General features: G+C 65.3%; 14 protein-coding genes. 4 read left to right on the top strand and 10 right to left on the bottom strand.

What is annotated here, in order from left to right:
* Window positions 1–40: 40 nt before the first annotated feature.
* Together KOL99_RS16480 and KOL99_RS16485 are read right to left on the bottom strand one after the other, a co-directional pair.
* The gene (locus KOL99_RS16480; protein WP_216511565.1) at window positions 41–3,664 is read right to left on the bottom strand and encodes a hypothetical protein; all 3,624 of its coding nucleotides are present in this window, start codon (window positions 3,662–3,664) and stop codon (window positions 41–43) included.
* Between the two features lie 63 nt (window positions 3,665–3,727).
* On the bottom strand, window positions 3,728–4,195 hold the full coding sequence (locus KOL99_RS16485; RefSeq protein ID WP_216511566.1) for a cytochrome C: 468 nt from the start codon (window positions 4,193–4,195) through the stop codon (window positions 3,728–3,730).
* A 539-nt stretch (window positions 4,196–4,734) separates the two neighbouring features.
* On the opposite strand from KOL99_RS16485, the gene KOL99_RS16490 reads away from it, so the two are divergent.
* Complete coding sequence (locus tag KOL99_RS16490; RefSeq protein WP_216511567.1) at window positions 4,735–5,109, top strand: hypothetical protein; 375 nt, start codon at window positions 4,735–4,737, stop codon at window positions 5,107–5,109.
* A gap of 41 nt (window positions 5,110–5,150) precedes the next feature.
* Here KOL99_RS16490 and KOL99_RS16495 read toward each other — a convergent pair whose 3' ends face one another.
* The 7 genes from KOL99_RS16495 to KOL99_RS16525 all read right to left on the bottom strand — a co-directional run bounded on the left by KOL99_RS16495 (window position 5,151) and on the right by KOL99_RS16525 (window position 14,587).
* Complete coding sequence (locus tag KOL99_RS16495) at window positions 5,151–6,944, bottom strand: cytochrome c3 family protein (RefSeq protein ID WP_216511568.1); 1,794 nt, start codon at window positions 6,942–6,944, stop codon at window positions 5,151–5,153.
* Window positions 6,932–7,972, bottom strand: a complete 1,041-nt coding sequence (locus KOL99_RS16500) for a 6-bladed beta-propeller (protein WP_236026347.1) — start codon at window positions 7,970–7,972, stop codon at window positions 6,932–6,934. The genes KOL99_RS16495 and KOL99_RS16500 overlap by 13 nt, the downstream gene beginning before the upstream one ends.
* Window positions 7,969–9,972: a hypothetical protein gene (locus KOL99_RS16505; protein WP_216511569.1), complete on the bottom strand. Its 2,004-nt coding sequence runs from the start codon at window positions 9,970–9,972 to the stop codon at window positions 7,969–7,971. Before KOL99_RS16505 ends, KOL99_RS16500 begins: the two co-directional genes overlap by 4 nt.
* A gap of 7 nt (window positions 9,973–9,979) precedes the next feature.
* A complete protein-coding gene (locus KOL99_RS16510; RefSeq protein WP_216511570.1) occupies window positions 9,980–10,555 on the bottom strand; it encodes a cytochrome c3 family protein in 576 nt (191 codons plus the stop codon).
* Window positions 10,556–10,574: 19 nt separating this feature from the next.
* On the bottom strand, window positions 10,575–11,780 hold the full coding sequence (locus KOL99_RS16515) for an NHL repeat-containing protein (protein ID WP_216511571.1): 1,206 nt from the start codon (window positions 11,778–11,780) through the stop codon (window positions 10,575–10,577).
* 148 nt (window positions 11,781–11,928) lie between these two features.
* Complete coding sequence (locus KOL99_RS16520) at window positions 11,929–12,840, bottom strand: hypothetical protein (protein WP_216511572.1); 912 nt, start codon at window positions 12,838–12,840, stop codon at window positions 11,929–11,931.
* Window positions 12,841–13,201: 361 nt separating this feature from the next.
* Window positions 13,202–14,587: a cytochrome c3 family protein gene (locus KOL99_RS16525; RefSeq protein WP_216511573.1), complete on the bottom strand. Its 1,386-nt coding sequence runs from the start codon at window positions 14,585–14,587 to the stop codon at window positions 13,202–13,204.
* 427 nt (window positions 14,588–15,014) lie between these two features.
* Here KOL99_RS16525 and KOL99_RS16530 point away from each other — a divergent pair, with 427 nt between their 5' ends.
* A complete protein-coding gene (locus tag KOL99_RS16530) occupies window positions 15,015–16,019 on the top strand; it encodes a peptidylprolyl isomerase (protein ID WP_216511574.1) in 1,005 nt (334 codons plus the stop codon).
* 88 nt (window positions 16,020–16,107) lie between these two features.
* Here KOL99_RS16530 and KOL99_RS16535 read toward each other — a convergent pair whose 3' ends face one another.
* Window positions 16,108–18,063: an ATP-binding protein gene (locus KOL99_RS16535; protein ID WP_216511575.1), complete on the bottom strand. Its 1,956-nt coding sequence runs from the start codon at window positions 18,061–18,063 to the stop codon at window positions 16,108–16,110.
* Window positions 18,064–18,429: 366 nt separating this feature from the next.
* On the opposite strand from KOL99_RS16535, the gene KOL99_RS16540 reads away from it, so the two are divergent.
* Both KOL99_RS16540 and KOL99_RS16545 read left to right on the top strand, forming a co-directional pair.
* The gene (locus KOL99_RS16540) at window positions 18,430–20,304 is read left to right on the top strand and encodes a TonB-dependent receptor plug domain-containing protein (RefSeq protein ID WP_236026349.1); all 1,875 of its coding nucleotides are present in this window, start codon (window positions 18,430–18,432) and stop codon (window positions 20,302–20,304) included.
* Window positions 20,304–21,152 carry an ABC transporter substrate-binding protein gene (locus KOL99_RS16545; protein ID WP_216511577.1) on the top strand — a complete coding sequence of 283 codons (849 nt, stop codon included), beginning with the start codon at window positions 20,304–20,306 and terminating at the stop codon, window positions 21,150–21,152. Before KOL99_RS16540 ends, KOL99_RS16545 begins: the two co-directional genes overlap by 1 nt.
* Window positions 21,153–21,287 lie beyond the last annotated feature (135 nt).

Raw genomic sequence — 21,287 nt, forward strand, 5'->3', positions numbered from 1 at the left:
TCCCCCCCGGGCGAATGCACATCATCTTACCGACGCATCGTTACGGCGTGATGGTCGCCTGCATGTAGCCTACCTGGACACCCGAGTTGTAGCAGTAGATCTTGATGACCTTCTGGGTGGTGGTGGTGTAGGTATGGTTCAGGCTCAGCGGGCTGGTGACGCCGCTGGTCTTGGTGGTGGTCCCGCCGTCGCCCCAGTAGACCTTGACCTGGTTGGTGCCACTCGGGAGGTTCGAGAAGGTGGCAGTGCGCAGGGCGTGGTCCCAGGCGATGGTTACCGGCGGTACGATGGCGTTGACCGTGACGTAGGTGCTGCTGGTCTTGCCTTCCTCGTCGACGACGGTGAGGGTTACGGTCTTGCTGCCGGTGGTGGTGAACTTCACCTTCGCGTCGGTTCTGGAGTTGGCGTTGGTGATGACGGCGGCCGGGTCGCTGGTGGTCCAGGTGTAGGCCACGGTGCCCACCGGGTTGTTGCTGCCGTCGACCTGGGCAACCTTGGCGGTCACGGCGTGGTCCACGCCGGTCGCCCACTGGACGCCGAGCTGGACCGCGTCGTCGTCGGCGAGCGGGGTGTTGATGACGGCCTGCGGAGCGATGCCGATACCGTAGTTGGCGAGGTTGGTATCGATGCCGGTCTCGAGGTAGGTCGCGTACGCTGCGCCGTCGAGCGGGGCGCCGCCGTTGACGGAACCGTCGGCGTTGACCTGGCCGACCTTGTAGTAGATCGCGCCGTCTTCCTCGGGGTAGAGGATCTCGGAGCGGTCCACGGTGGAGGCGTAGCTGTACTCGGTGCCCGCCACGTTGACGTCGTGGACGAAGTTGATCTCGCGCGGCTGGCCGAGTTTGTTGTAACCCTCGAAGTAGCCGGTGAGGTCGCCCTTGTAGGCCTTGATGCGGACCGGCTCAAGCGGACGCATCATCATGTTGCCCTGGTCGCCCTCGATGGTCCACCCTTTGGCGGCCGGGCGCACCGGCTCGCCGGTGGCCGCATCGACAACGAGGTTGCCGAAGGTGTCGACGGTCGGGTAGGTGCTCGGGTCGTAGGTCTGGGTGGACGGCAGGGCGGGGCCGATCATGTCGAAGCTGCCCTTGAAGAAGCCGGCGCCAGCAGCGTGGCAATCGGCGCAGGATTTACCCTTGACGTAGGTGGAAACGGACTTCACGCCGTGGGTGACCATGAACGGAGCGCCGATCAGGGTCAGGGTGGTGCCGTCCCAGGACTTGCCGTCGGTGGCGTCCTTGATGGCGGTACGGTAGGCCTTGTAGCCGCGGATCTGGTCCGGCTCGGTGAAGACGACCGCGCCGCTCCAGACGGAGGCGTACTTCCAGTTGTCGTTGGCGAACATGCCGTTCGGACCGTAGAGGCTCTGGTAGGCGCCGCCGGTCGGGTCGGTCTTGCCGGCCGGGGTGCCGAAGCCGCCGAAGCCTGTGGAGATGACGGAGAGCGGACCCGGGACGAAGTTGAAGCCGGACTTCAGGTCACGCATGGCCCACGGGTCGAAGATCGGCTTCTCGAAGCCGGAGGTGTTGTTCGCGTCCGGGACGTCGCCGGTGAAGATGTCGCGGTAGCCTTTGAGGGACGGCTTGGTCTCGGCGGTCGGCTGGCCGGTGACCGGGTCGTCGCCGATGAGCAGGCCGCCCGGCACGCCGTCGCCGTTGGCGTCGACGGAGCCGCTCTCGTTGTTCCAGAGCACGGCGGTGATCGGGTTGGTGAGGTACAGCTTGCGACGGAACTTCAAGTCGTTTTTCGGGGTGTTGCCCATGGACAGCGGCAGTTCCATGTTGCCGTACGGCTGCCACATGGCCACCGGTTTCCAGTTCTGGAGCTTGCCGCCCATTTTGGTGACATCGGCACCCATGCCGGTCGGGTCCTCGAAGAGACCGAGCATACCCCTGGAGGGGTCGGTACCGACGATGGCCGGGAAGCGCATGCCGGAGGAGGCGTCCAGCGAACGGACCGCCATGCTCACCTTGTTCACGTGGCAGACGGTGCAGTCCATGACGTCGAGGTGGTTACCGCGGCTCAGGATGGTGCCGCCGGCGGTGGTGCCGTTCTCCTGGGAGGTGAAGTTGGACTCCCTGGGCACGCCTTTGCCGCCGAAGTCGCCGTGCAGACCCATCTTGTCAACCATCTGGTTGATGTTGGCGAGCAGGCCGGCGTTGGCGTGAGCGGTGTTCGGGTTGGGTGCGCCGAAGGTTTCGATCGGGTTGCCCTGGTAGTCGGTACCGGTCACGTGGCAGAACTCGCAACGCTTGATGGTGTTGCGGGTGTCGTGCTTTTTGATGGTGGCGGCTACGTCGCCACCCTCGATGACGGGCTGACGCTCCTTGAAGGCCGGCAGGCCGTCCTGGATGGTCGAGGCCGCGTCGAAACCGCGGGCCGGGTCGCACATGTTCTTGTCGGTCGAGTTGCCGGTGAAGTGGCAGCCGGCGCAACCGAAGTTGCCGTGAACGTCCTGGCCGGCCTGCCATGCGTCACCGCGCTTGAACCACTCGGCGCGGGGGAACGGCATGGTGGACTTCTTCAGGGTGTTCTGGTCGGCCTGGCCGGTCATGGTGTAGTAGTACAGCGGACCGGTCATGGCCATGTTGCCGCCGCCCAGCTCGCCGTCGCCCAGGGTGTTGAACGGAGACGGACCGTTGGCCTGCAGGTAGGTGAGGCCCGGCATCATGAAGTTCATGAAGTTGTCGGCGGTGATTTTCGGGGAGGTGCCGGTCTGCATGAACGGGGAGTTGATGTCGTAGTTGACCATCCTCTTGCCCAGGGGGCCGACGCCGTAAGCCGGGTCGTACACCATCGGGGCGGAGGAGAGGAAGCCGGTGCTGCCGCCGGTGACGCCGAACATCTCGGGGAAGTTCTTGAGGGTCTTGGTGGCGTGGCACTGGTGGCAGTTGTTCTCGTCGGGCTTCCCTTTGATGTTGTCGGTGACCTTGGCGGTCAGGAAGACCAGCTCGTGCGAGGAGTAGCTCGCGAAGCCCATCTGGCCCAGCATGCCGCCCATCGGGGTGTCGCTGATCTTGACGAAGGAGGTCTTGCCGTTGTTCGGGTCATACCCCATGAAGGTCTGGGAGAGCGAGAACATGTCGAAGAGACCGGCGCCGGTGGTCGGGGTGGCCGAGAGGGAGCCGGCCTGGACCATGACCGAGGCCATGACGTTGTCGTAACCCTTCAGGTGGCAGAAGAGGCAGTCCATCTCCTTCACGTTGGGCATCATGAGCTGCTTGTTGACCACGGTGTAGCTGGAGCCGCCGTTGGGGTTGGCCATGGTGGCGTTGACGCCCCAGCCGTTGGGAACCGTCATCGGTCCGCCGCCCGGCAGGGTCGGGTCGGGCGCGCCGCCGCGACCCATGTAGACCGGGTAGACCCACGGGGACATGGTGACGAAGGACTGGTCCTTGCCGGTCGCGGGGTCGTAGTTCTCCCAGACGGTGGCGGTGATCGGGTTCAGGCTCGCCGGCGGCTGGGTGTTGTCCATGATGGACGGACCCCAGTCAGCCATGGTCTTGGCGGGGAGACGGTTCCCTTCCCTGTCCTGCTCGTAGAAGACGCCGCCCACGTGGCAGGTGGCGCACATGGTCGCCTGGTCCCACAGGGACATGTCGACCTTCGGGTAGTTGTTGCCGCCGAGGCGGAAGTTCTCAAAGGCGTTGGCGCCAGAATTCATGTAGTTGATGTGATGACCGGTGCTGTCTTTCTGATAATCCGCCACCTGGCGGAGAGAAGGCGGTCACCACTTGCCGTTGTGCCCGTGGGACTGGACCCAGGGCTTGTTGGCGGCGAGGCCGGTCTGGGTACCCGCGGGTACCAGGTCGGCGGTGCCGGTGCTCACGAACAGGCCGCTCTTGGAGTTGTCCATCCACTCGTTGAAACCGAGGGCGGCGTGGTAGGCGTGCTTGGAGATGCCGTCGTAGTCGACTTTGAGCTTGGCGCTCGCGCCGTCCTGGGTGGTGCCGTGGCAGGCGACGCCGTTCTGGTCGCCGAAGCAGGTCTGCTTCGGGGAGTAGGGCATGCCCTGCTTGGTCACCCGGTCGACCATGACCGGTGCTTTCGGGAAGCCCATCTGCTGAGCCACTTCTTCGTAGGTGTACAGCTGGACCGGCGGGTGCGCTGCCATGGCGATGCTCGCGCCCATGGCAACCCCTGCCGCCGCTGCTGTAACCGTCAGAAGCGAACTGATCTTTTTCGTTCTCTTCATGAGTGGTTCCTTTTTTGATTGAATTTGACAACCTTCATCACATCTTCCACCCGTCCTTCCTGCGTTTTTCGGGGGGTGCAGGGGTGCGGGGTACCGCGGTGAAGCCACAACGAGTTTTAGAGAGCCGTAACAACCTTTAGCAATAGCGGTACCAATATATTCAAATCGCGTAATTAATCTGGTCGTCACGGTGGCGAAGGGAGGGGAGCCGGCGCCGCGGCGGGGCGGCAAACAGCTTGAATCACAAGACCATTTCCGGCTTACTGCCACGCGCGGCGAGCAATGGCGGGAGCTTCCCCGGGGTGAGCCGCCCCCCCCAGCGCCCCTGGGGTGAACGCCCCAGGGGCGGGGCGAACCGCGCCGGGGCGGTGGGGCATGCCGCGGGGTGATATAACCTAGCTGGGGGAAAAGACCCACGGCCGGCGCCGCCACGGGTCAAGGCCAGGCCGCTAACCAGCCGTAACCACGTCGCCCCCTTTTCCGGCTGAATATTTGCATATTCAAGTTCCGGCATTTCGAATCTACAGGAGGAGTCGCAGATGAAAAAGATGTCTCTGGTGCTGGCGTTGCTGCTGCTGGGTGCCTGCGCGCACGCCCCGGCGCAAAACGCCAAGGTCGAAGCTCAAAAAAGCGAGCGCAAGCTCTCGGTGGCGTGGGCCAAAGAGGTGATCGTGAAGGGGAAGACAACCCAGAAGGAGATCCTGGAAAAGATCGGGGTGCCCAACGCGGTGCAGAGAAGGGCGCTGGGACAAACGGGGGGGGCGGCGCAGACCTGGCAGTACTGGACCGCCCCGCCGTTGCAGGCCGTGGCGCAGGGGGGCGCGCAGCAGGTGTTCCAGATGAGCGTGAGCTTCGATGACAACGACGTCGTGCTCGACTACTCGGCGGCCGACAACACCGTGGTCATCCAGTAGCCTCGGACGAGGCGTGGCGTAAAGGGCCCGCGCGGCGCTCCCTAGAAGGGGCGCAGCGCGGGCTTTTTCGTTCTGGGAAGGACGCGGCCGGCGGGAGCGCCCGGACCGTAGCTTCTGGGGTTGGACGAGTGGCAGTTGGAGGTGCAGTTCTTGGGGGTGGCGGTCGAGTCGTAGCTGGCCACGATGCCGAAGTTGGTGGCGAAGTTGATGAGGTGCGCGTTATGCTGCTCGCTGCCGCCGTTGACCCGGCTCACCCCGTGCGGGTCGTGGCAGATGAAGCAGGGAACCCCCTGCTGCACCACGTGGACGTTGTGCAGGGAGAGCCCGGTGGCGGTCACCGAGAACGGCGAGGTCGCGTCGAAGAGCCGCTGCTGGTAGTGGCAGCGGAAGCACAGGGCGTAGTTGGCGTCGCTGTAGCTTTGGGGATAGAAGTCGGTGTCGTAGTTTCTGAGCAGGAGGTGCTTGTAGCTCGAGCCATGGGGCCCGTTGGGGCCGGTCCCCCCCCCTTTCCGGCTCTGGTCGCTGCCGTGGCAGTCCGAGCAGTAGATGACGCTGGAGCTGCTCAGCCCGAGGTCGGTGCGCAGGCTCGGCACGTCGCCCCCCTTGCCCGGCCCTTCCACCGGGTGGAACGAGGGGGCGTCGAGCGAGAACTCGAAGCGGGTGTTGAGCGTGTCCACCTGGCGGGTGATCGAGGTCCCGGCGAAGGCCTTGTCCGCGTGGCACTTGAAACAGATCTCGTACTCGTAGTCCGCCTTGGTCTTCACCTCGCCGGCCAGGGAAATCCCCTTCACCCCCGCCAGGGCGCCCACCACCACCGGGGCCGAGGCCCCCGTGTACTGCGGGGCGTGGGGGTTGTGGCAGTCCTCGCACTCCGCGTGTTTTTGGAAGCTCAGCGTATTTTCCGCCTCATCATGCACCCCCGCCGTGTCGGCGACGCGGTGCCGGTAGTTCAGGGCCATGACGTCCTGGATGTCGGCCCCCACCCCGCCGGCCGAGTGGCAGGGGAAGCAGACCTGCTCCTCGGGGTACTCCTTCATGAGCCGTTGCGGCGCCTTGGCGTTGTGCGGGACGTGGCAGTTGCCGCACCCCTTGACCGCGGTCGACACGTTGGTGGCGTGCACGGAACCGCTCCAGCCGTCGACCAGGTGGCAGGCGGTGCAGAGCGCCGACCCGGCGTTGTTCATCACCAGGAACTTGCCGTAGGGGTCGGCGTGGGGGTTGTGGCAGGTGGTGCACTGGATGTTCTGCCCCGGGTCCAGCTTCAGCTTGGGGTCCAGTTGCGACGGCAGCCGCAGGCGGGTGTCGCGGGTGGCGAGGTCGGTATCGTACCGGAACGAGACGGGATGATCGTTGGTGAGGTCGCTCCCCGTGGTTCCTCCCAGGTTGCTGGGGCGATCGATGGGGATGGTGGTGAAGCCGCCGGCCATCGGGATGGTGACGTTGTTGATCAGGGAGCCGACCGCGATGGTGCCGTCGTGGCAGGAGAGGCAAAGCCTCGAGGAGCCGGTCGGCTGCCCGGGCTTGGCGAACCGGGTCGACGAGGAGTAGACGTCGTAGTGGGTGCGCACCTCGGGGCGGCTCCAGAGCGGCTTCACGTCGCTGGCATGGTGCGGGGTGTGGCAGAAGATGCAGACCTGCACCTCGGACTCGGCCTTGATCGGCCCGGGCCCGCTCACCGAGAGGTTGTGCCTGGTATGGAGGATCCCCTCCCCGGCCGCCAGGGCGACTCCGGGCAGGAGCGTCACGAGTAGCAAAAGACCCCAGCGTGTCAGGGATCTCGTCGAGTTGGTGGCGACCATGTCCTTGTTTCCTCTGCCGCCCGTCAATCCAGCCATACGTACCCCAAAAGCTGGATGCGGTTGTTGAAGGTGTCGGCGATGTAGATGTTGTCGTCCTTGTCGATGGCGATGCCCGACGGCATCCAGAACTCCCCCTGCCCGCTGCCGGTCGTGCCGAAGGTGAGCAGGAGCCTCCCCTGGAAGTCGAAGACCTGGATCCGGTCGTACATGGCGTCGCAGACGTAGATGTGCCCCTCGCTGTTGACCGCGATCCCCTTGGCCTTGCCGAAATAGCCGGGGGTGTCGCCGGCTTCCCCGAACTGCTTCAGGTACCCCCCGGCGCTGGTGAAGATCTGGATGCGGGCGTTCAGGGGATCGGTGACGTAGATCCTCCCCTCGGTGTCGACGGCCAGGTCGGTGGGGAGGTTGAATTCCCCCTTGCCGCTGCCGATCCGCCCGAAACGGAGCGCCTCCTTCCCCTTGCGGTCGTACCCCACCACCTCCCCCGCCAGCGTGTCGGTCACGTAGATGAGCTTGTTGCGCGGGTTGTAGACGATGCCGGTCGGCCGTTTCAGCCCCTCCACGAAGGGGGTCGGCACGCGCTCGCCCAGGTTGAACCGGTACACGGCGCCCGCCGCGGCGTCGGTGACGTAGGCGACGTTGTCCTCGTCCTCGGTGACGCCGATCGGGTGCCTGAAGGGGCCGCCCCCCCCGATGAAGTAGTAGCGCTTCTGGTCGCGGTCGAAGAGGTGCACCCCCTTCTTGAGCGGGTCGACCACCAGGATGCGTTGCCGGCAGTCGGCGTGGACGCCGTAGGGGCGGGAGAGTCCCTCCTGCTGGTCACCGGCGACCCTGCGCCAGATCCCCTCCCAGAAGCCGGGGGTGATCTCCAGGTCCTGGGGCGCCCTGGCCGCGCCGGTCCAGACGATGCGGGCGGGGTTTGGTCCCGGCGGCCAGACCCGGCTGCGCACCTGCCCACCCTTGGGGGCCACGCAGCAGGCCAGCGGCAGGCAGATACCGCTAAGAAGCAGCACGAACACCATGCGGGAGAGGAACCATTTCATGCTCTTTGCCGATGCGATCAAAACGACCTCCTGAGGGAGATGCCGATACCCTCGCCGACCGACCACCCCGCGCCGGAGTAGGTCCAGGAGAGGTTGGAGTTGAGCACCGCCGACAACTTGCCGAACTTCCCCTCCACGTTGGCCCCGAGGTTGGTGCTGTGCGACATCGCCCCCCCCTGGAGCAGGACGTTGGCGTAGTTGGCGGTGAAACTGCCGAGGAGCCTGCCGAAGGCGCGCCGGTACGAGCTCTGCAAGGTGGCGCTGTTGGACCAGAACGACGCTCCCGAGTCGGAGGAGAGGGTGCTCCAGCGGTCGGCCGCCGACAGGGTGAGGTCGCCGTAGGCGAAGGGACCGCCGTAGCGCCAGGAGGTGCTCAGGTAGTAGACGTCGCCGGCGTACCCCTTGTCGTACCCGGTTTCCGCCGAGAGGGTGTGGCGCTTGAGTCTCGCCGTCGCCCCGGTGTCGACGTGACGGGTTTCGGTGAGGGTGAGGCCGGTGGCGTCCCCCTTGCGCAGGCTCGTGTCGGACATGTGCGCGTTGAGGTAGATGCGGTACTTGCTGCCGTACAGGTCGAGCGCGCTGTTGAAGCCGTGGCTGGTTGAAACGGTGGAGATGCCGGGGTCCTGGCGGTAGCTGTAGGAGATGAGCACGTCGGTGTCGCCGGGAAAGGTGTTGAGGAGCTCGATGCCGTCGGCGACCACCTTGTAGTACGACGCCGGGTAGGTGAGCAGCGACTGGGCCCCCTTCACCTCGAGCGTGGCGGGGTCGAAGCTTGGGTGCGCGAGGGTGATGTGCCGCAAGAGGTCGGCCGGGATGGTCCACTGTTCGTTCAGGACGCTGACCGTGGCGACGTCGCCGTTGCGCTCCAAAAGCCCCTTGCCGTAGGAGTACGACGCGCTGAAGGCGCTCGCCTCGGGGAGTTTCTTGCGGTAGCTGAAGGACAGGCCGGCGTTGTAGGAGTTGTTGCTGCCCCGGTCGAACTCCTCGCTGGTGGCGGAGACGCTCACCCCCGTGGTGAGACTCCCCATCAGCGTCTGCTGCAGTTGCGCCGACACGCCGCGGTTGTCGCTGGAAGCCGACTCCGAGCGGTTCTTGCTGCTGAAGGCGCTGACACTGCCGTCGAGCTTCTTGCCGAACTGCCACCCCAGGAAACCGTTGAGGCTGGAACTGTCGAGGGTGTAGATCCCGGCGGTCTGCTGCAAGGAGCTGTTCAGGGTGAGGTGGCGCGCCAGGCCGGCGTCGGTGTGCCATTCCCCCTGGTACCCCGCCTGCACCATGCCGGTCCTGCTCTCCCCCCCGGCGGCACCTCGCAGCACGCTCGAATCGCTCTTGGCGAGGCTCGCGGCCAGGGTGATCTTGCCGAACTCCTGCAGGTCGGGGACCGCGTTGAAGCTCAGGCTGTCGCTTGATTGCCTCGTGTTGACGGCGAGGCCGCTGGTCTGCTGCGTCTGCTGGGTGAAGCTCATCGACGCCGGGACGTACTTGTTCTGGACCGAGAGATGGGCGGTGCGGATGTCCGTTTCCGACTGGTAGGAGGGGCTAAAGGGGGGCGAGATGGTCTGCCGGCTCGAGGCGGCGCTGAACGCGGCCGGCATGGCCGACAGGGGCAGCAGCTGGCCGAAGATGTTGTAGTGCACCTGGAACTGGGACGTTTTCCGGTCGCCCAGTTCGTCGTTGGTCCCGTTTTGCTGCCACTCGAGATCGAAGGACGACTGCCCCTTCAAAAGCAGCGGAGAGACGAGATAGTAGGCGAAGCCGGCGTTGTAGTCCTCGATCGATTCCTGGGTGGTTTGGCTGCTGGAGAAGTCGCGGCTGACCGCCTTGGAGTTGCTGATGTTGTACCCGCCCCCGACCGAATGGTAGAAGTCGCGGACGGCGAAGACGGAGAGCGCGCGGGCGTCGTCGCGCCAGCAAACGACGAGGCAAAGCGCCAGGACGAAGGACGGCGCCACGGCCGGGACCCTGCCCCCCCCCTTTTTTCCACCGCACCGCAGTCGCTGCACCATCCCCATCGAACTCATACCTTTTTCACTTCAGGAAGTACCTGGAGTCGCCCGAATGGGGATCGTGGCAGTCGATACACCGGACTCCTTTGGCCTGGATCTTGTCATGCATGCCGGCGGCGCTGCGCTCCTCGCTGTGGCACTTCTGGCACAGCTTGAGCGGGTCCCGCGCCAGGAGGGAGGGGTACGACCCCTCATGGGGGAGATGACACCCAAGACACTCCCCCTCGGCCGCCGGGCCGTGGGCGTAGCGGTGCTTCAGGATGTTGGGGTGGCACATGAAACAGAGCTCGGTCTCGGGCTTGAGCAGACCGCTTATGGTGGTTTTCTCCGCCTCGTGGCAGCCGTTGCAACGCTTCTCGGCGTAGGGGGGATGGATGCTCGGCTGGTACACCGGCGCCTGGGCCGTCGCCCCTTTGCCGGATTCGGCCCGCGCCGCCTTTTGCTCCAGCACCTCCTCGCAGTACTGCTCCACGGGGGGAAGCGCCGGGACCTCGTCGAAGAAGGTGGTCAGGAACCGGTGCGTGGCCGCGGGCTCGCAGCCGCAAAGAAGCGCCACCGCCACCAGGGCCAGGATCGATCGAGAAAAGAGGCTGCTCATGCCGGCGGCGTCCCCGAGGTTACTTCGCGGGGGCGGGAGCCCCTGCCGCAGCGGCTGGCTGCGCCTCTGGCGCCTTCTCCTTCTCCTTCTTTTTCTCCTCTTCCTTGGCGAGGTTCTCCTCCATCTTGCGGATCTGCTGCTGCCGCTCCTTCACCAGGGCGTCGTAGTCGACCCCCTGCTTCTTGCCCAGGCCATAGGCGCTGATCTTGTGCGTGCCGAACTGGCTCACCACGAACAGCACCCGCTCCACCACGAAATCGGGAGCGGCGAACTTCTGGTAGTAGTCGAGGTCGTCGTCGCTGACCGCCATTCCCGCCGGGACGTTGAGCGAGGCGGGGGTGCCGGGCTCGCCGAAGGACATGAGCAGCTGGAAGTTCTCGTCGAGCAGACGCACGTTCTGGCTCGCCGCGTCGACGATGTACATGGTGCCGGCCTTGTCGAACACGATGGAACGGGGGCGGTTGTAGTCGGCGGGACCCGCTCCCATCTTGCCGAACATCCTCAGGGGGTGGCCGTCGCGGTCGAAGTGGACCACGCGCCCGTCAAGGTTGGTGACGTAGACCCCTCCCTTGCCGTCCAGGCCGATGGCCAGCGGGGTGAACAGGCGCCCCCGCTCGTCCCCCTCGTTGCCGTAGCTGCGCACCGGGTTCGAGGTGCGGCGGTCGAAGACCCGGACCAGGCCGTTGCCGGAATCGAGGATGTAGAGGTTGATGTCGTCGACCGCGACCCCCACGGGCTTCATATCCTCCTCGCCCACGGTCCCGGCGAAGGAGCCGTCGGCGGCGAATTTCACCACCTTCTTGCGTGCCGAGTCCGCCACGTACACGTTCCCCTCGGCGTCCACGGCGACGGCGATCGGCTTCATCAGTTTCCCCTCGCCCTTGTTCCCCTTGAGCAGCGAGGCCTTCTGCCTGGGGAGGTCGTAGATCACCACCTGGGACTGCACGGTGTCGCAGATGTACAGGGCCCCCTTGTGCACCGCGATGCCATAGGGCTTCACCAGGGGGATCGTTTCCACCTGGCTCTCCTTGAGGTCGAGCAGGGAAACCGACTTCTTGGGCACCACGTCGGTGGAATCGGAGATCTTGGTCAGGTACTGTATGCGCGGCATGTCGGGGGCCGGAGGCCAGAACTGGGTGATCTTGGTGGGGCCGGACGCGCACCCTCCCAACAGAGCCGACCAGAGAGAAACGATGAAGATGGCTGTTCCGATCCTGTGTGACATAACCCCTCCTGGCGCAGAATATAAGCGATCCGATATATATAGCAATGACGGTAAAATGTGAAGCGAAATGTCGGCGTGTTAATCAAACGTATCCATAAAAAAGGCCGCCACGGAGTGGCGGCCTTCGGGACTGCGGATACCGTTTGGCTTACTTGTTGTGGCAGGTCAGGCAGAAGGAGGACTGCACCTGGCTGCCGTAGAGCAGGAAGCCGCGCATGTTGCCTTCCGGAGCCTTGTTGCCCACGGCGTTGCCGTTGTGGACGTCGTGGCAGGAGGCGCAGGTTACGAAGCCGTTCACGTTGGTGTCGGACGGGTCGGTGTAGAGAACGGAGGAGATGGTCTTGCCGGCGCTGCCGTCGGTGGCGGTGAAGGTCTTGGTGGTGACGTTCAGCTCGTAGTCGGTGCCGTTGGGATCCTGCTTGCCCTGGTAGTCGCTGTAGCGCATCCCGATCGGGTGGTCGTTGGTGAGGCCGCCGGTGCCGGCCATGGCGCTGTAGCCGCCCGCGATACCGATGGAGTTGACGCCGCCGCCGCCCAGGGCGGTGTTGAAGGCGTCGCCGGTGGTGACCGGGTTGGTGACGGTCTGGCCGTAGTAGGAGTCGATGGCGATGCTGCCGTCATGGCAGGAGAGGCAGAGACGGGACGGTCCGATGAGCGGATCGTACACCTTGTTCTGGCGCTCCGGGTCGAAAGTCTGGCTCACGTAGGTGCCGTAGCCGCCGTTACGGACGTCGGTGCGGCTCCAAAGCGGCGCATAGATCTTGTAGGAAGCTGCGGTGGTCCCAAGGCCGCTGGTGGCGTCCAGGCCGAGGTAGCTGATTTCAGCCGCGAGGTCCTGGTTGTTGAACGCGGAGTGGTGCGGGGTGTGGCAGTACGCGCACAGACGCTTGCCCGGGTCGACGGTCTTCACGTAGCTGGTGGCGGTGGCGCCGGTGCCGTAACCGCTCAGGTCGTGAACGGAGTTCTTGATGCCTGCGCCCTTGGAGTCCGCCCCCTGGGCCACGACCGCGCCGAGCGCGAGACCTGCAACTGCTGCAGCTGCTACGAATTGCTTTTTCATTTCCTGATCCTCCGATTTGGTAAGTTAGTGAAAATCTCGCTGCTCGGCTCTCTCACTGCAACTTTGTTTTTCACTTTGATTAAAGACCGCGGCCCCTCCCCCCAGAGGGGCAACGGAATTAGCAAGTGCCAAACCTATGAGCAACCTCCGTGCCAGATCGCGCTTTTCGCTCAAGTGATTGAAATCACATAGATGGAGGTGTGGAGTCGGGTCGGGCGGGGAGCGAAGGCGGTGGGTGAGATCACCCACAGTGGGTCTTGCGGTGGGTTTTTGAGCCCGCCGCGGACCAAAAAAATCCCCCGCGGCCTGGAGGGCGGCGGGGGATGCGGATGCGGCGTGCGGGTTAGGGTGCGGGGCCCTTTTACTTGGCGGGGCCGGGCTTCGCGCCGGGCTTGGCGTCGGACTTGGCCGGCGCCGCCTCAGGCTTCGCGTAGTTGACCGGGTTGACCCGGTCGTACCTGTAGGCCCAGTGGCACCCCGGCGCGCAGCTGCCGCCGTTGGCGGTGAGCTTCAGGCGGGTTTTCACCTGCCACTGCCCGAAGTGCGCCCCCTCGGGGTTGATCAGCTTGTCGCCGTCGGAGCCATGGGTCTCGTGGCAGGCCAGGCAGGAGCGCCCCTTGATGCGGTTGGCCACGTGCACGTAGTGGAGGTTGCGGTCGCCGTTTCGGAACTTGGTATAGACCGTGGTGTCCGGGTAACGCAGCATGTTCTTGTCGTGGCAGCGCAGGCAGAGGTCGTAGCCACCCTCCCGGTACGGCGCGTAGAAGGAGGTCGGATAGTTGCCGAGCAAAAGGCGGCGGTAGTCCGAGGCGTGCGGGTCATGGCAGCCGTCGCACTTTCCCTCCTTCAGGGGACCGTGCAGCTTCTTCCCCTTGCCGAACTCCTTGGCGACCTCCCTAAGCGGCGGGTTCCCCAGCGGCTTGCCGCCATGGCAGCCAAGGCAGATGCTCCTCTGATCCCCGGCCATGAGCCCCTTGGCGGCGGAGAAATGGGTGGAGTGGCAGTTGCTGCACCCCTTGGCGTCGGTGAGCGGCTTGTGCATCAGCTTGGCCCCCTTGATCCTCTTGCCGATCTCCTTGTGACAGCCGATGCAGAGGTCCGGCATCTTCTCCTTCAACAGGGAGGGGTTTACCGAGGAGTGCGGGTCGTGGCAGGAGGTGCAGGGGGCGTCCTTGACCGGCCCGTGCACGCGCGCCGCCTCCCTCATCCCCTTGGCGAAGTCCTCGTGGCATTTCAGGCAAAGCTCCTTCACCTCACCCTTCATGAGCCGCTTCTGGTTGGACTCGTGCGGGTCGTGGCAGGCGGTGCAGGCCCCCTCCGCGACCGGGCCGTGCACGTGCGCCTTCTTGAAGGGAGCCGCGTCGTGGCAGCCGAAGCAGAGCTCCTTCTGGTCCTCGTCCGCCTCGGTGAGGTACTTGCCGTTGCCGCCGTGCGGGTTGTGGCAGGAGGTGCAGTCCCCCTCCTTCACCGGCGGGTGCACGATCTTCTTCTTGCCGATGGCGTCGTGGCAGGTGGCGCACAGGGCGCTCCCCTTGCCGGACAGCTCGAAGCTCTTCCCCTGCTGGCGCGGGTGCTCCTTTATTTTTTGCAGGTGACAGGAGAGACAGCCCCCCCGGGCCGGCTGGTGCGGGTGCTTGAACGAGGCGATCTTGGCATGGCACCCCCCGGCAAGGCAGTTCTCCGCGGCCGCCGCGGTCGTGGCGGCGAGGAGGAGGACCAGGGGCAGCAGTACGAGATATGGTTTCATGAACGGCTTCCTCGGGGACCGGTCCGCTGGCGGGGCCGGGACTGGGGGATCTGACACATATACAATTATACCTATATGCGAAGTGACGTGTTGTTAACCCATAAGCTGCCGGAAGTCAATGCGAAAATGGGGCCAATCGGCATTTGCCCAAAGCTGACGCGGGGCGGCGGGAAAAGGGTGCGACCGGGGTGGGGCAAATGCCCCACCCCTCGCCGGCATGGTCGGGAGGGTGGGGGTTTTCCCGCAACCGAGGGAGCGCCGCCGCCGGGCGCGGCCGCGCAAAGTATCGCTAAAACTTAATATTTAAATTGATGACAAACTTGGCTTCGGATTTGCTAAGGTTACCGGCGTCCCGGCGGGGGGAACAGCCTCCCTCCCCGGCAACTTCCCTACCGACAGTTACCGTTGCCCAAAAGGAGACCGTGCAATGAAGAGGATCACCACGAGCATCGCATCGACCACCGCAGCGCTTCTCTGCCTCGCCGGCTGCGCCGGCGCCAACAAGGCCGCGGTGCCCACCCCGGCGCCGCAGGCCCAGGCGGCCGAGGTGAAGGACGCGGTGCAGACCGTGAACGGGGTCGCCATAACCCGTACCGAGGTCGAGCGCGCCACCCGCGTGCTCCTGTCCCAAAGCGGACAGCAGCAGCAACTCCCCCCCCAGGCCATGCAGCAGGCCACCCAGGCCGCCCTGGACCAGCTGACCATGGCCGAGCTCCTCTACCAGGAGGCCGCCAAGACCGAGATCAAGGACCTCGACCAGCAGGTGGAGAAGAAGATCGCCGAGAGCAAGGCGGCCTACCCGAACCCGGACGCCTTCGAGGAGGCGCTCAAGGGTAGCGGGATGACCGTGGCGGAAATGACCAGGAACGCGCGCAAGAGCATCGTGATCAACACCTTCATCGAGGAGCGCTTCGCCGCCAAGGTGCAGGTGAGCGACGCCGAGGCCCAGAAGTTCTACCAGGACAACCTGGCCAAGTACTTCACCCGCCCCGAGAACGCGCGGGCGAGCCACATCCTGGTGAAGGTCGACCCCAAGGGGAGCGCGGAGGAGAAGGCGAAGGCGAAGGAGAAGGCGGAGGCGCTTTTGAAGCGGGTCAAGGGTGGTGAGGATTTCGCCGCCGTGGCCAAGGCCGAGTCGGGGTGCCCGAGTGCCACCGTGGGCGGCGACCTGGGGACCTTCGGCCGGGGCCAGATGGTTCCCCCCTTCGAGAAGGCCGTATTCGACTTGAAACCGGGGGAGATCAGCCAGGTGGTGGAGAGCCAGTTCGGCTTCCACATCATCAAGCTGGCCGAGAGGCACGAGGCGAGCAAGGTGAGCTACGACGAGGCCAAGGCGAAGATATTCGAGTACCTGAAGGCGGAAAAGGTCAGGCAGCAGGTGACCGCGTTCGTCGAGGAACTGAAGAGCAAGGCGAAGATCACCCGGGGGTAACCGACAGCGTAGGGGGAAAGCCCCTGCCACCGAACCTGTTATTTACTTATGCAGCCAGCGCCGACTCTCTCCCGGCCTGGCTGCTTTTTTATGCCCGGGGCTCGGGCGCCGGCGGCTCCAGGGAGAACACCGGGAGGTAGACGGTGAAGGTGGTCCCCCTGCCCCACTGGCTGTCGAAGGTGATCAGTCCGCCGTGCCTGGCGATGATGGAGTGCACGGTGGCCAGCCCCAGCCCCGTCCCCAGTTGCGCCTTGGTGGTGAAGTAGGGGGTGAAGATGCTGGACTTGTGCTCGTCGCGGATGCCGCACCCCTGGTCCTGGAAGGAAAGCTCCACGTAGCAGCCGCACAGCGGGGCCGGCAGCCGGTCCCCCTCGCCGCAGACCCGCCTCCCCCGCACGACGAACCTCCCCCCCTCCGGCATCGCCTGCACCGCGTTGATGCAGATGCAGTTGAAGGCCTGGCGCATCTGCCCGTCGTCCACGAAGACCGGCGGCAGGTCCGCGGGGAGCTCGAGGCTCGCGCTGACGTTGGTCCCCTTGGTGGAGAAGCGCACCGATTCCTCGACCAGCGCCGCGACCGGGACCCCCTTGCGCAGCGGCGTCCCCCCCTTGGCGAAGGAGAGGAGCTGGTTGGCGAAGCCGGCGGCGCGCATGGTCGCCTTCTCCGCCTGCAGCAACAGCTCGTGTGCGCCGTGTCCCGGGTCCAGGAACTTCTTGGCGAAGGAGATGTAGCCGAGCACGCCGGTGAGGGCGTTGTTGAAGTTGTGGGCGATGCCGCCGGCCAGCACCCCGATCGATTCCAGTTTCTGGTTCCGGACCAGCTGCTGCTGCAACAGCTCGCGCTCGGTCATGTCGATCATGATGTCGACGATCCGGGTGCCGGAGCGCTGGTTGCTGCAGTTCAGGTGGCGCGGGGAGCCGTCCCGGCACACGGCGGTGACCTCGTAGAAGGTGACCAGGTTCCCCTGCTCCCATGCCGCGATGGCGGCGGCGCGCTTCTCCAGCACGGCGGCGCGGTGGTTCTCATCCGGGCAGAGCAGGGCGAAGAGCGCGTTGACGTCGGGGACTTCGTCGGCGCCGTAGCCGAAGGTGTCCAGCATGAAGGAGTTGAGGTACTCGATCTCGCCCTGCTCGTCGGACCAGACGATCCCCAGGGGGAGCTGCTGCACCAGGTTCTTCAGCTCCTGGCGCGCCTGGGTCCTCTGCTCGATCTCCATCTCCAGGTCCAGGTTGATGGAGACCAGCTGCTCCTTGGAGGCGATCTCGTACTCCATGGCGGCCATGAGTTCGGCGTGCAGACGGCGGTTTTCCTCTTCGCGCTGCCGCAGCGACTCGGCCAGCTCGTTCAGCGAGGCGGAGGCGCGCCCGGGCTCGTCGTCGGAAACGATCTCGATGCGCGAGACGTAGTCCCCGCCGTGGACCTTCTCCATCCCCCGCATCAGCGTGTTGAAGGAGGCAGTCACCCTTCTCAGGATCAGGTAGCAGGAGAGGCTCACGAAGAGCCAGCAACCGGTCGCCAGCACCACGCTCAGGGCCGCCAGGCGGCGTCCCTCCCGCCACAGGTCATCGGTGCCGCGGTAAAGGCGCACCTCGCCGACCAGGTCCCCCGGCGCCGCCTGCTCCCCGGAGAGGGCCTGCTCCGGTGCAACGGTCAGGGGATGGCCGTGCACCTCGGCCCTCTGGCGGATCAGCTCGTCGGCGGGGCCGGGGAGGGAGGCGGGGAGCCTGACCAGCACCTTGCCGCGGGCGCTGACGATCTCGACGGCGCGGATCTCGGGAAGGCGCATGGTCTCCGCGGCGTGCCCCTCCAGGAGCTCGACGCTCTCGGCGTACAGCGGGAGGCGCACCGCGTCGGCCAGGGCGCGCGCCTGCAGGTGGAGCATCTGCTCGGCGTGGCTCCTGTTCTGGTGGATCTGGTGCAGGACGAACAGGGTGCCGCAGACGACGGCGATGACCGCGGAGAAGAGGGTGAAGCGCAGGAAGAGCTTGAACTGAAAGCTGGAGCGGAAGGTGCACAAGCGCTGGGGCAACGACAACCTGTTCATTTCGGAGGCCTTCTAGGGCTGGACCCGCCCCGCCGTCCCCGCCCCGGCGGCATGGGGGCGACAGCGAGGTCGTGATCGCGCGGGATCCGGCAAGCGCCTCGCGCGAGGGCGCGCGGCGCGGGGTCCCAATCACAGTGAAGCTACACTGTAGGATAAACTCTGAACTCAAACAGTGAAAACTATAGCGTGCACTTAACGATTATCAACAAACATGTGGACAACAAACCACAAAAAAAGACAAATAGTATTAATGGAATTTGTTTTGACAGCTTTCCCTTAAGCTGATAGGTATACCGAGCATTTTTGTGCCAGTTTTTCCAGAAAAAGATGCAGCTGTCAACGTTCTTTTTTCGATGGGCAGAAATATTGACTGGTAAGTTTCTCCGCAAATTATCGCTCGCCTCACTGCTGTTCCTGATCCCGCTGGCGCCGCTCCATGCCAGGGGAGACGAAGGGGACGAGGTGACCCGTTCACTCGGCCTCTCCGGGGAAGAGCCCGACGGTGTCTCGCGCCTGCCCCGCCCCGCATCCCTCATCGCCGAAAACGTCACCGTGGTCACCGCCGAGGAAATCGCGCGCCTAAACGCCCACACGGTGGCCGACGTGCTGCAGACGGTCCCCGGCGTGCAACTTGACCTGCTGCAGACTCCCGGCGCAATCCTGCTCTACGACATCCTCGGCTCACTGAACCGTCACATCCTGGTGCAGATCGACGGGGTGCCCCAGAACTTCGTCTCATCGGAAAACCTGGCTCACATCGGCATGATCCCGATCCAGATGGTCGAGCGCATCGAGGTGATCAAAGGGGCGGCGTCCGCGGCCTGGGGCTCGGCGCTTGGGGGCGTCATCAACATCGTCACCAAGTCCCCGGCGGCGGACCGCGCCGCCGGCCTCGCCTCGGCCTCCATCGGCAAGAAGGCGACCAGCGACCTTAGGGGCGAGGTGAGCGGCACCAGCGACGGGTTCGGCTATTACCTGACCGGGGGCACCATCCGCTCCGACGGGCTCGTCCCCGGCAACAACGTCGACTTCAGCCACGGGTTCGGCAAGATCACCTACAATTTCATAGGCGGCGCCAAGGCCACCCTGGGGCTCGATGCCCGCTACGCCGACACCGGGGTCCTGACAGCGACACGCTACGACATATCCCAGACCGGCACAACACGCTACCTGGACGGCTACCTCGCCCTGCAGGTGCCGCTTGCCGCGCGCGCGAGCCTCGATATCACCGGCCGCGGCGGCCTGCGCGACACGGAAGACCGCCGCAGCCTGATCTCCCAAAGCCTCCTCATCTTCAACGCCCGGGCGCGCGAGGTGCACCAGGGGTACACGGCCGCCTTGAACCTGGGCGACGCCCACCAGGGGGTGAAGGCAGGCGTCGAGTTCGAGAGGATCGGGGTGACCCAGCGCGAACTGGTGCGCCACGCGCCGGGAAGCGACGCCGACCTCACCCTTACCCGTTACTCCGCCTACGCCAACGGCACCTTCACCATAGGCCGGCTCTCGCTGCTCCCCGGCGTGCGCGTCGACCACCTGAACCTGCTCGACGATCCCTTCAGCGCGACCATGGGCGCCACCGTGCGCCTGGGGGAGAACACCCTCTTGCGCGGCTATGCCGCGCGCGGCTACAGCCTGCCGATGATCAGCTTCTTCGGCTCGACCAACGGCGAGGTGCAGCACGAGTTGCAGCAGGTGGCCACCGTGCAGTGGGGAGCGGAGAGCAGCGCGGTTCCCTACCTCTGGCTCAAGGGGATGCTGTTTCACAACAACGTCTGGAACGTCCAGGAGTACGACTACCAGGCCGGCGTGCTGCGCGAGGTGAAGCAGCGCCGCCACGGCATCGACCTGGAACTGCGCACCTCGTCCTGGCACGGCTTCGCGCTGACCGGCGCCTACACCTTCACCGACGCGAGAAACCGCGACACCGGGGCAGAACTCGACAGCAACCAAAGCGGCCCCCGCCACGCCGCCAAGGGATCGCTCAGCTACAACAACGCCGCGGCCGGCTTCACCGGCGTCCTCACCGGCAACTACGTCAACTGGAGGCTCGATGATCCCACCGCGCATCCGGTGGCGACCTTCTTTGACCTGCACCTGAACCAGAAGCTGGCGCCGGCCCAGGAGAACTCGCCGGAGCTGTTCCTGTCGCTGCGCAACATCTTCGACGCCAAGCTGTACCAGTACGACTTCCACCAGGCCGCGCCGCGCTGGTTCGAAATCGGGGGGAGGTTCCGCTTCTGATGCGCCCCCTGCTCCTTTGCATACTGCTGACCTGGCTGCTGGCCGCCCCGGCGCTCGCCTCGGACCTCCTTATCCTGCAATCCAGCCGCAGCCCGGTCTACTCCGAGGCCCTGCGCGGCTTCCACGCCGCCGCCAGGAACAACGAACAGCCCCTGGTGCTCTCCGACTACGCCGAGGTGGACGTGCAGCGCCTGGTCCGGGAGGAGCGCCCGAGGCTGGTGGTCGCCATCGGGGACCAGGCGCTCATCGCCTGCCGCAAGATCAGGGAGGTGCCGGTGGTCTCCATGCTGTCCCTGTCGCTGTCCCAAAAATCCCAGCCCGACCACGTCGGCGGGGTGACCATGGTGGCCGCCCCCGGGCGCTACCTGGACCTCTTCGCGCAACTCGGGGCCAAGCGGGTCGGGGTCCTCTACGACCCGAAGCTCTCGGGGCTGTACCTGAAACGGGCCGCCGCGGAAGCGGAGGATCACGACGTGAGCCTCACCCTGGAACCGGTGCGCAACTCGCGCGAACTGCAGGGGAAACTGGAAAAGCTCAAGAATGAGGTGGATCTTTTGTGGCTTTTGCCGGACAGCACGGTGGTGACCACGGTGAACGTGGAGGCGCTGCTGCTTTTTTCCATGACCCAGGGCATCCCCGCCGTCACCTTCACCGGCCAGTACCTCAAAAACGGCGCCGCGGCCTCGCTGGACATCGACCCCTACGACATGGGGGTGCAGACCGCGGAACTCGCGCTCTCGCTGTTGAGAAGCGGCCCCTACCAGAAGGTCCCGGTGCTGGACCCGCGCAAGATCAGGCTCCAGGTGAACGACCGCGTGCTGCGCAAGCTGCGCCTCAAGGTGCCGTAAGGCGGGCACCGTCCACCTCCCCTCTCCCCTGGGGAGAGGGCCAGGGTGAGGGAAGTGCCGAGGGCGAAATGACCGCACGCCCCATCGCACGCAGGTTAAAAAAAAGAGGCCAGCCGATCGACGGCTGGCCTCTTC

Source organism: Geomonas azotofigens (genome assembly GCF_018919395.1).
Taxonomy (GTDB): domain Bacteria; phylum Desulfobacterota; class Desulfuromonadia; order Geobacterales; family Geobacteraceae; genus Geomonas; species Geomonas azotofigens.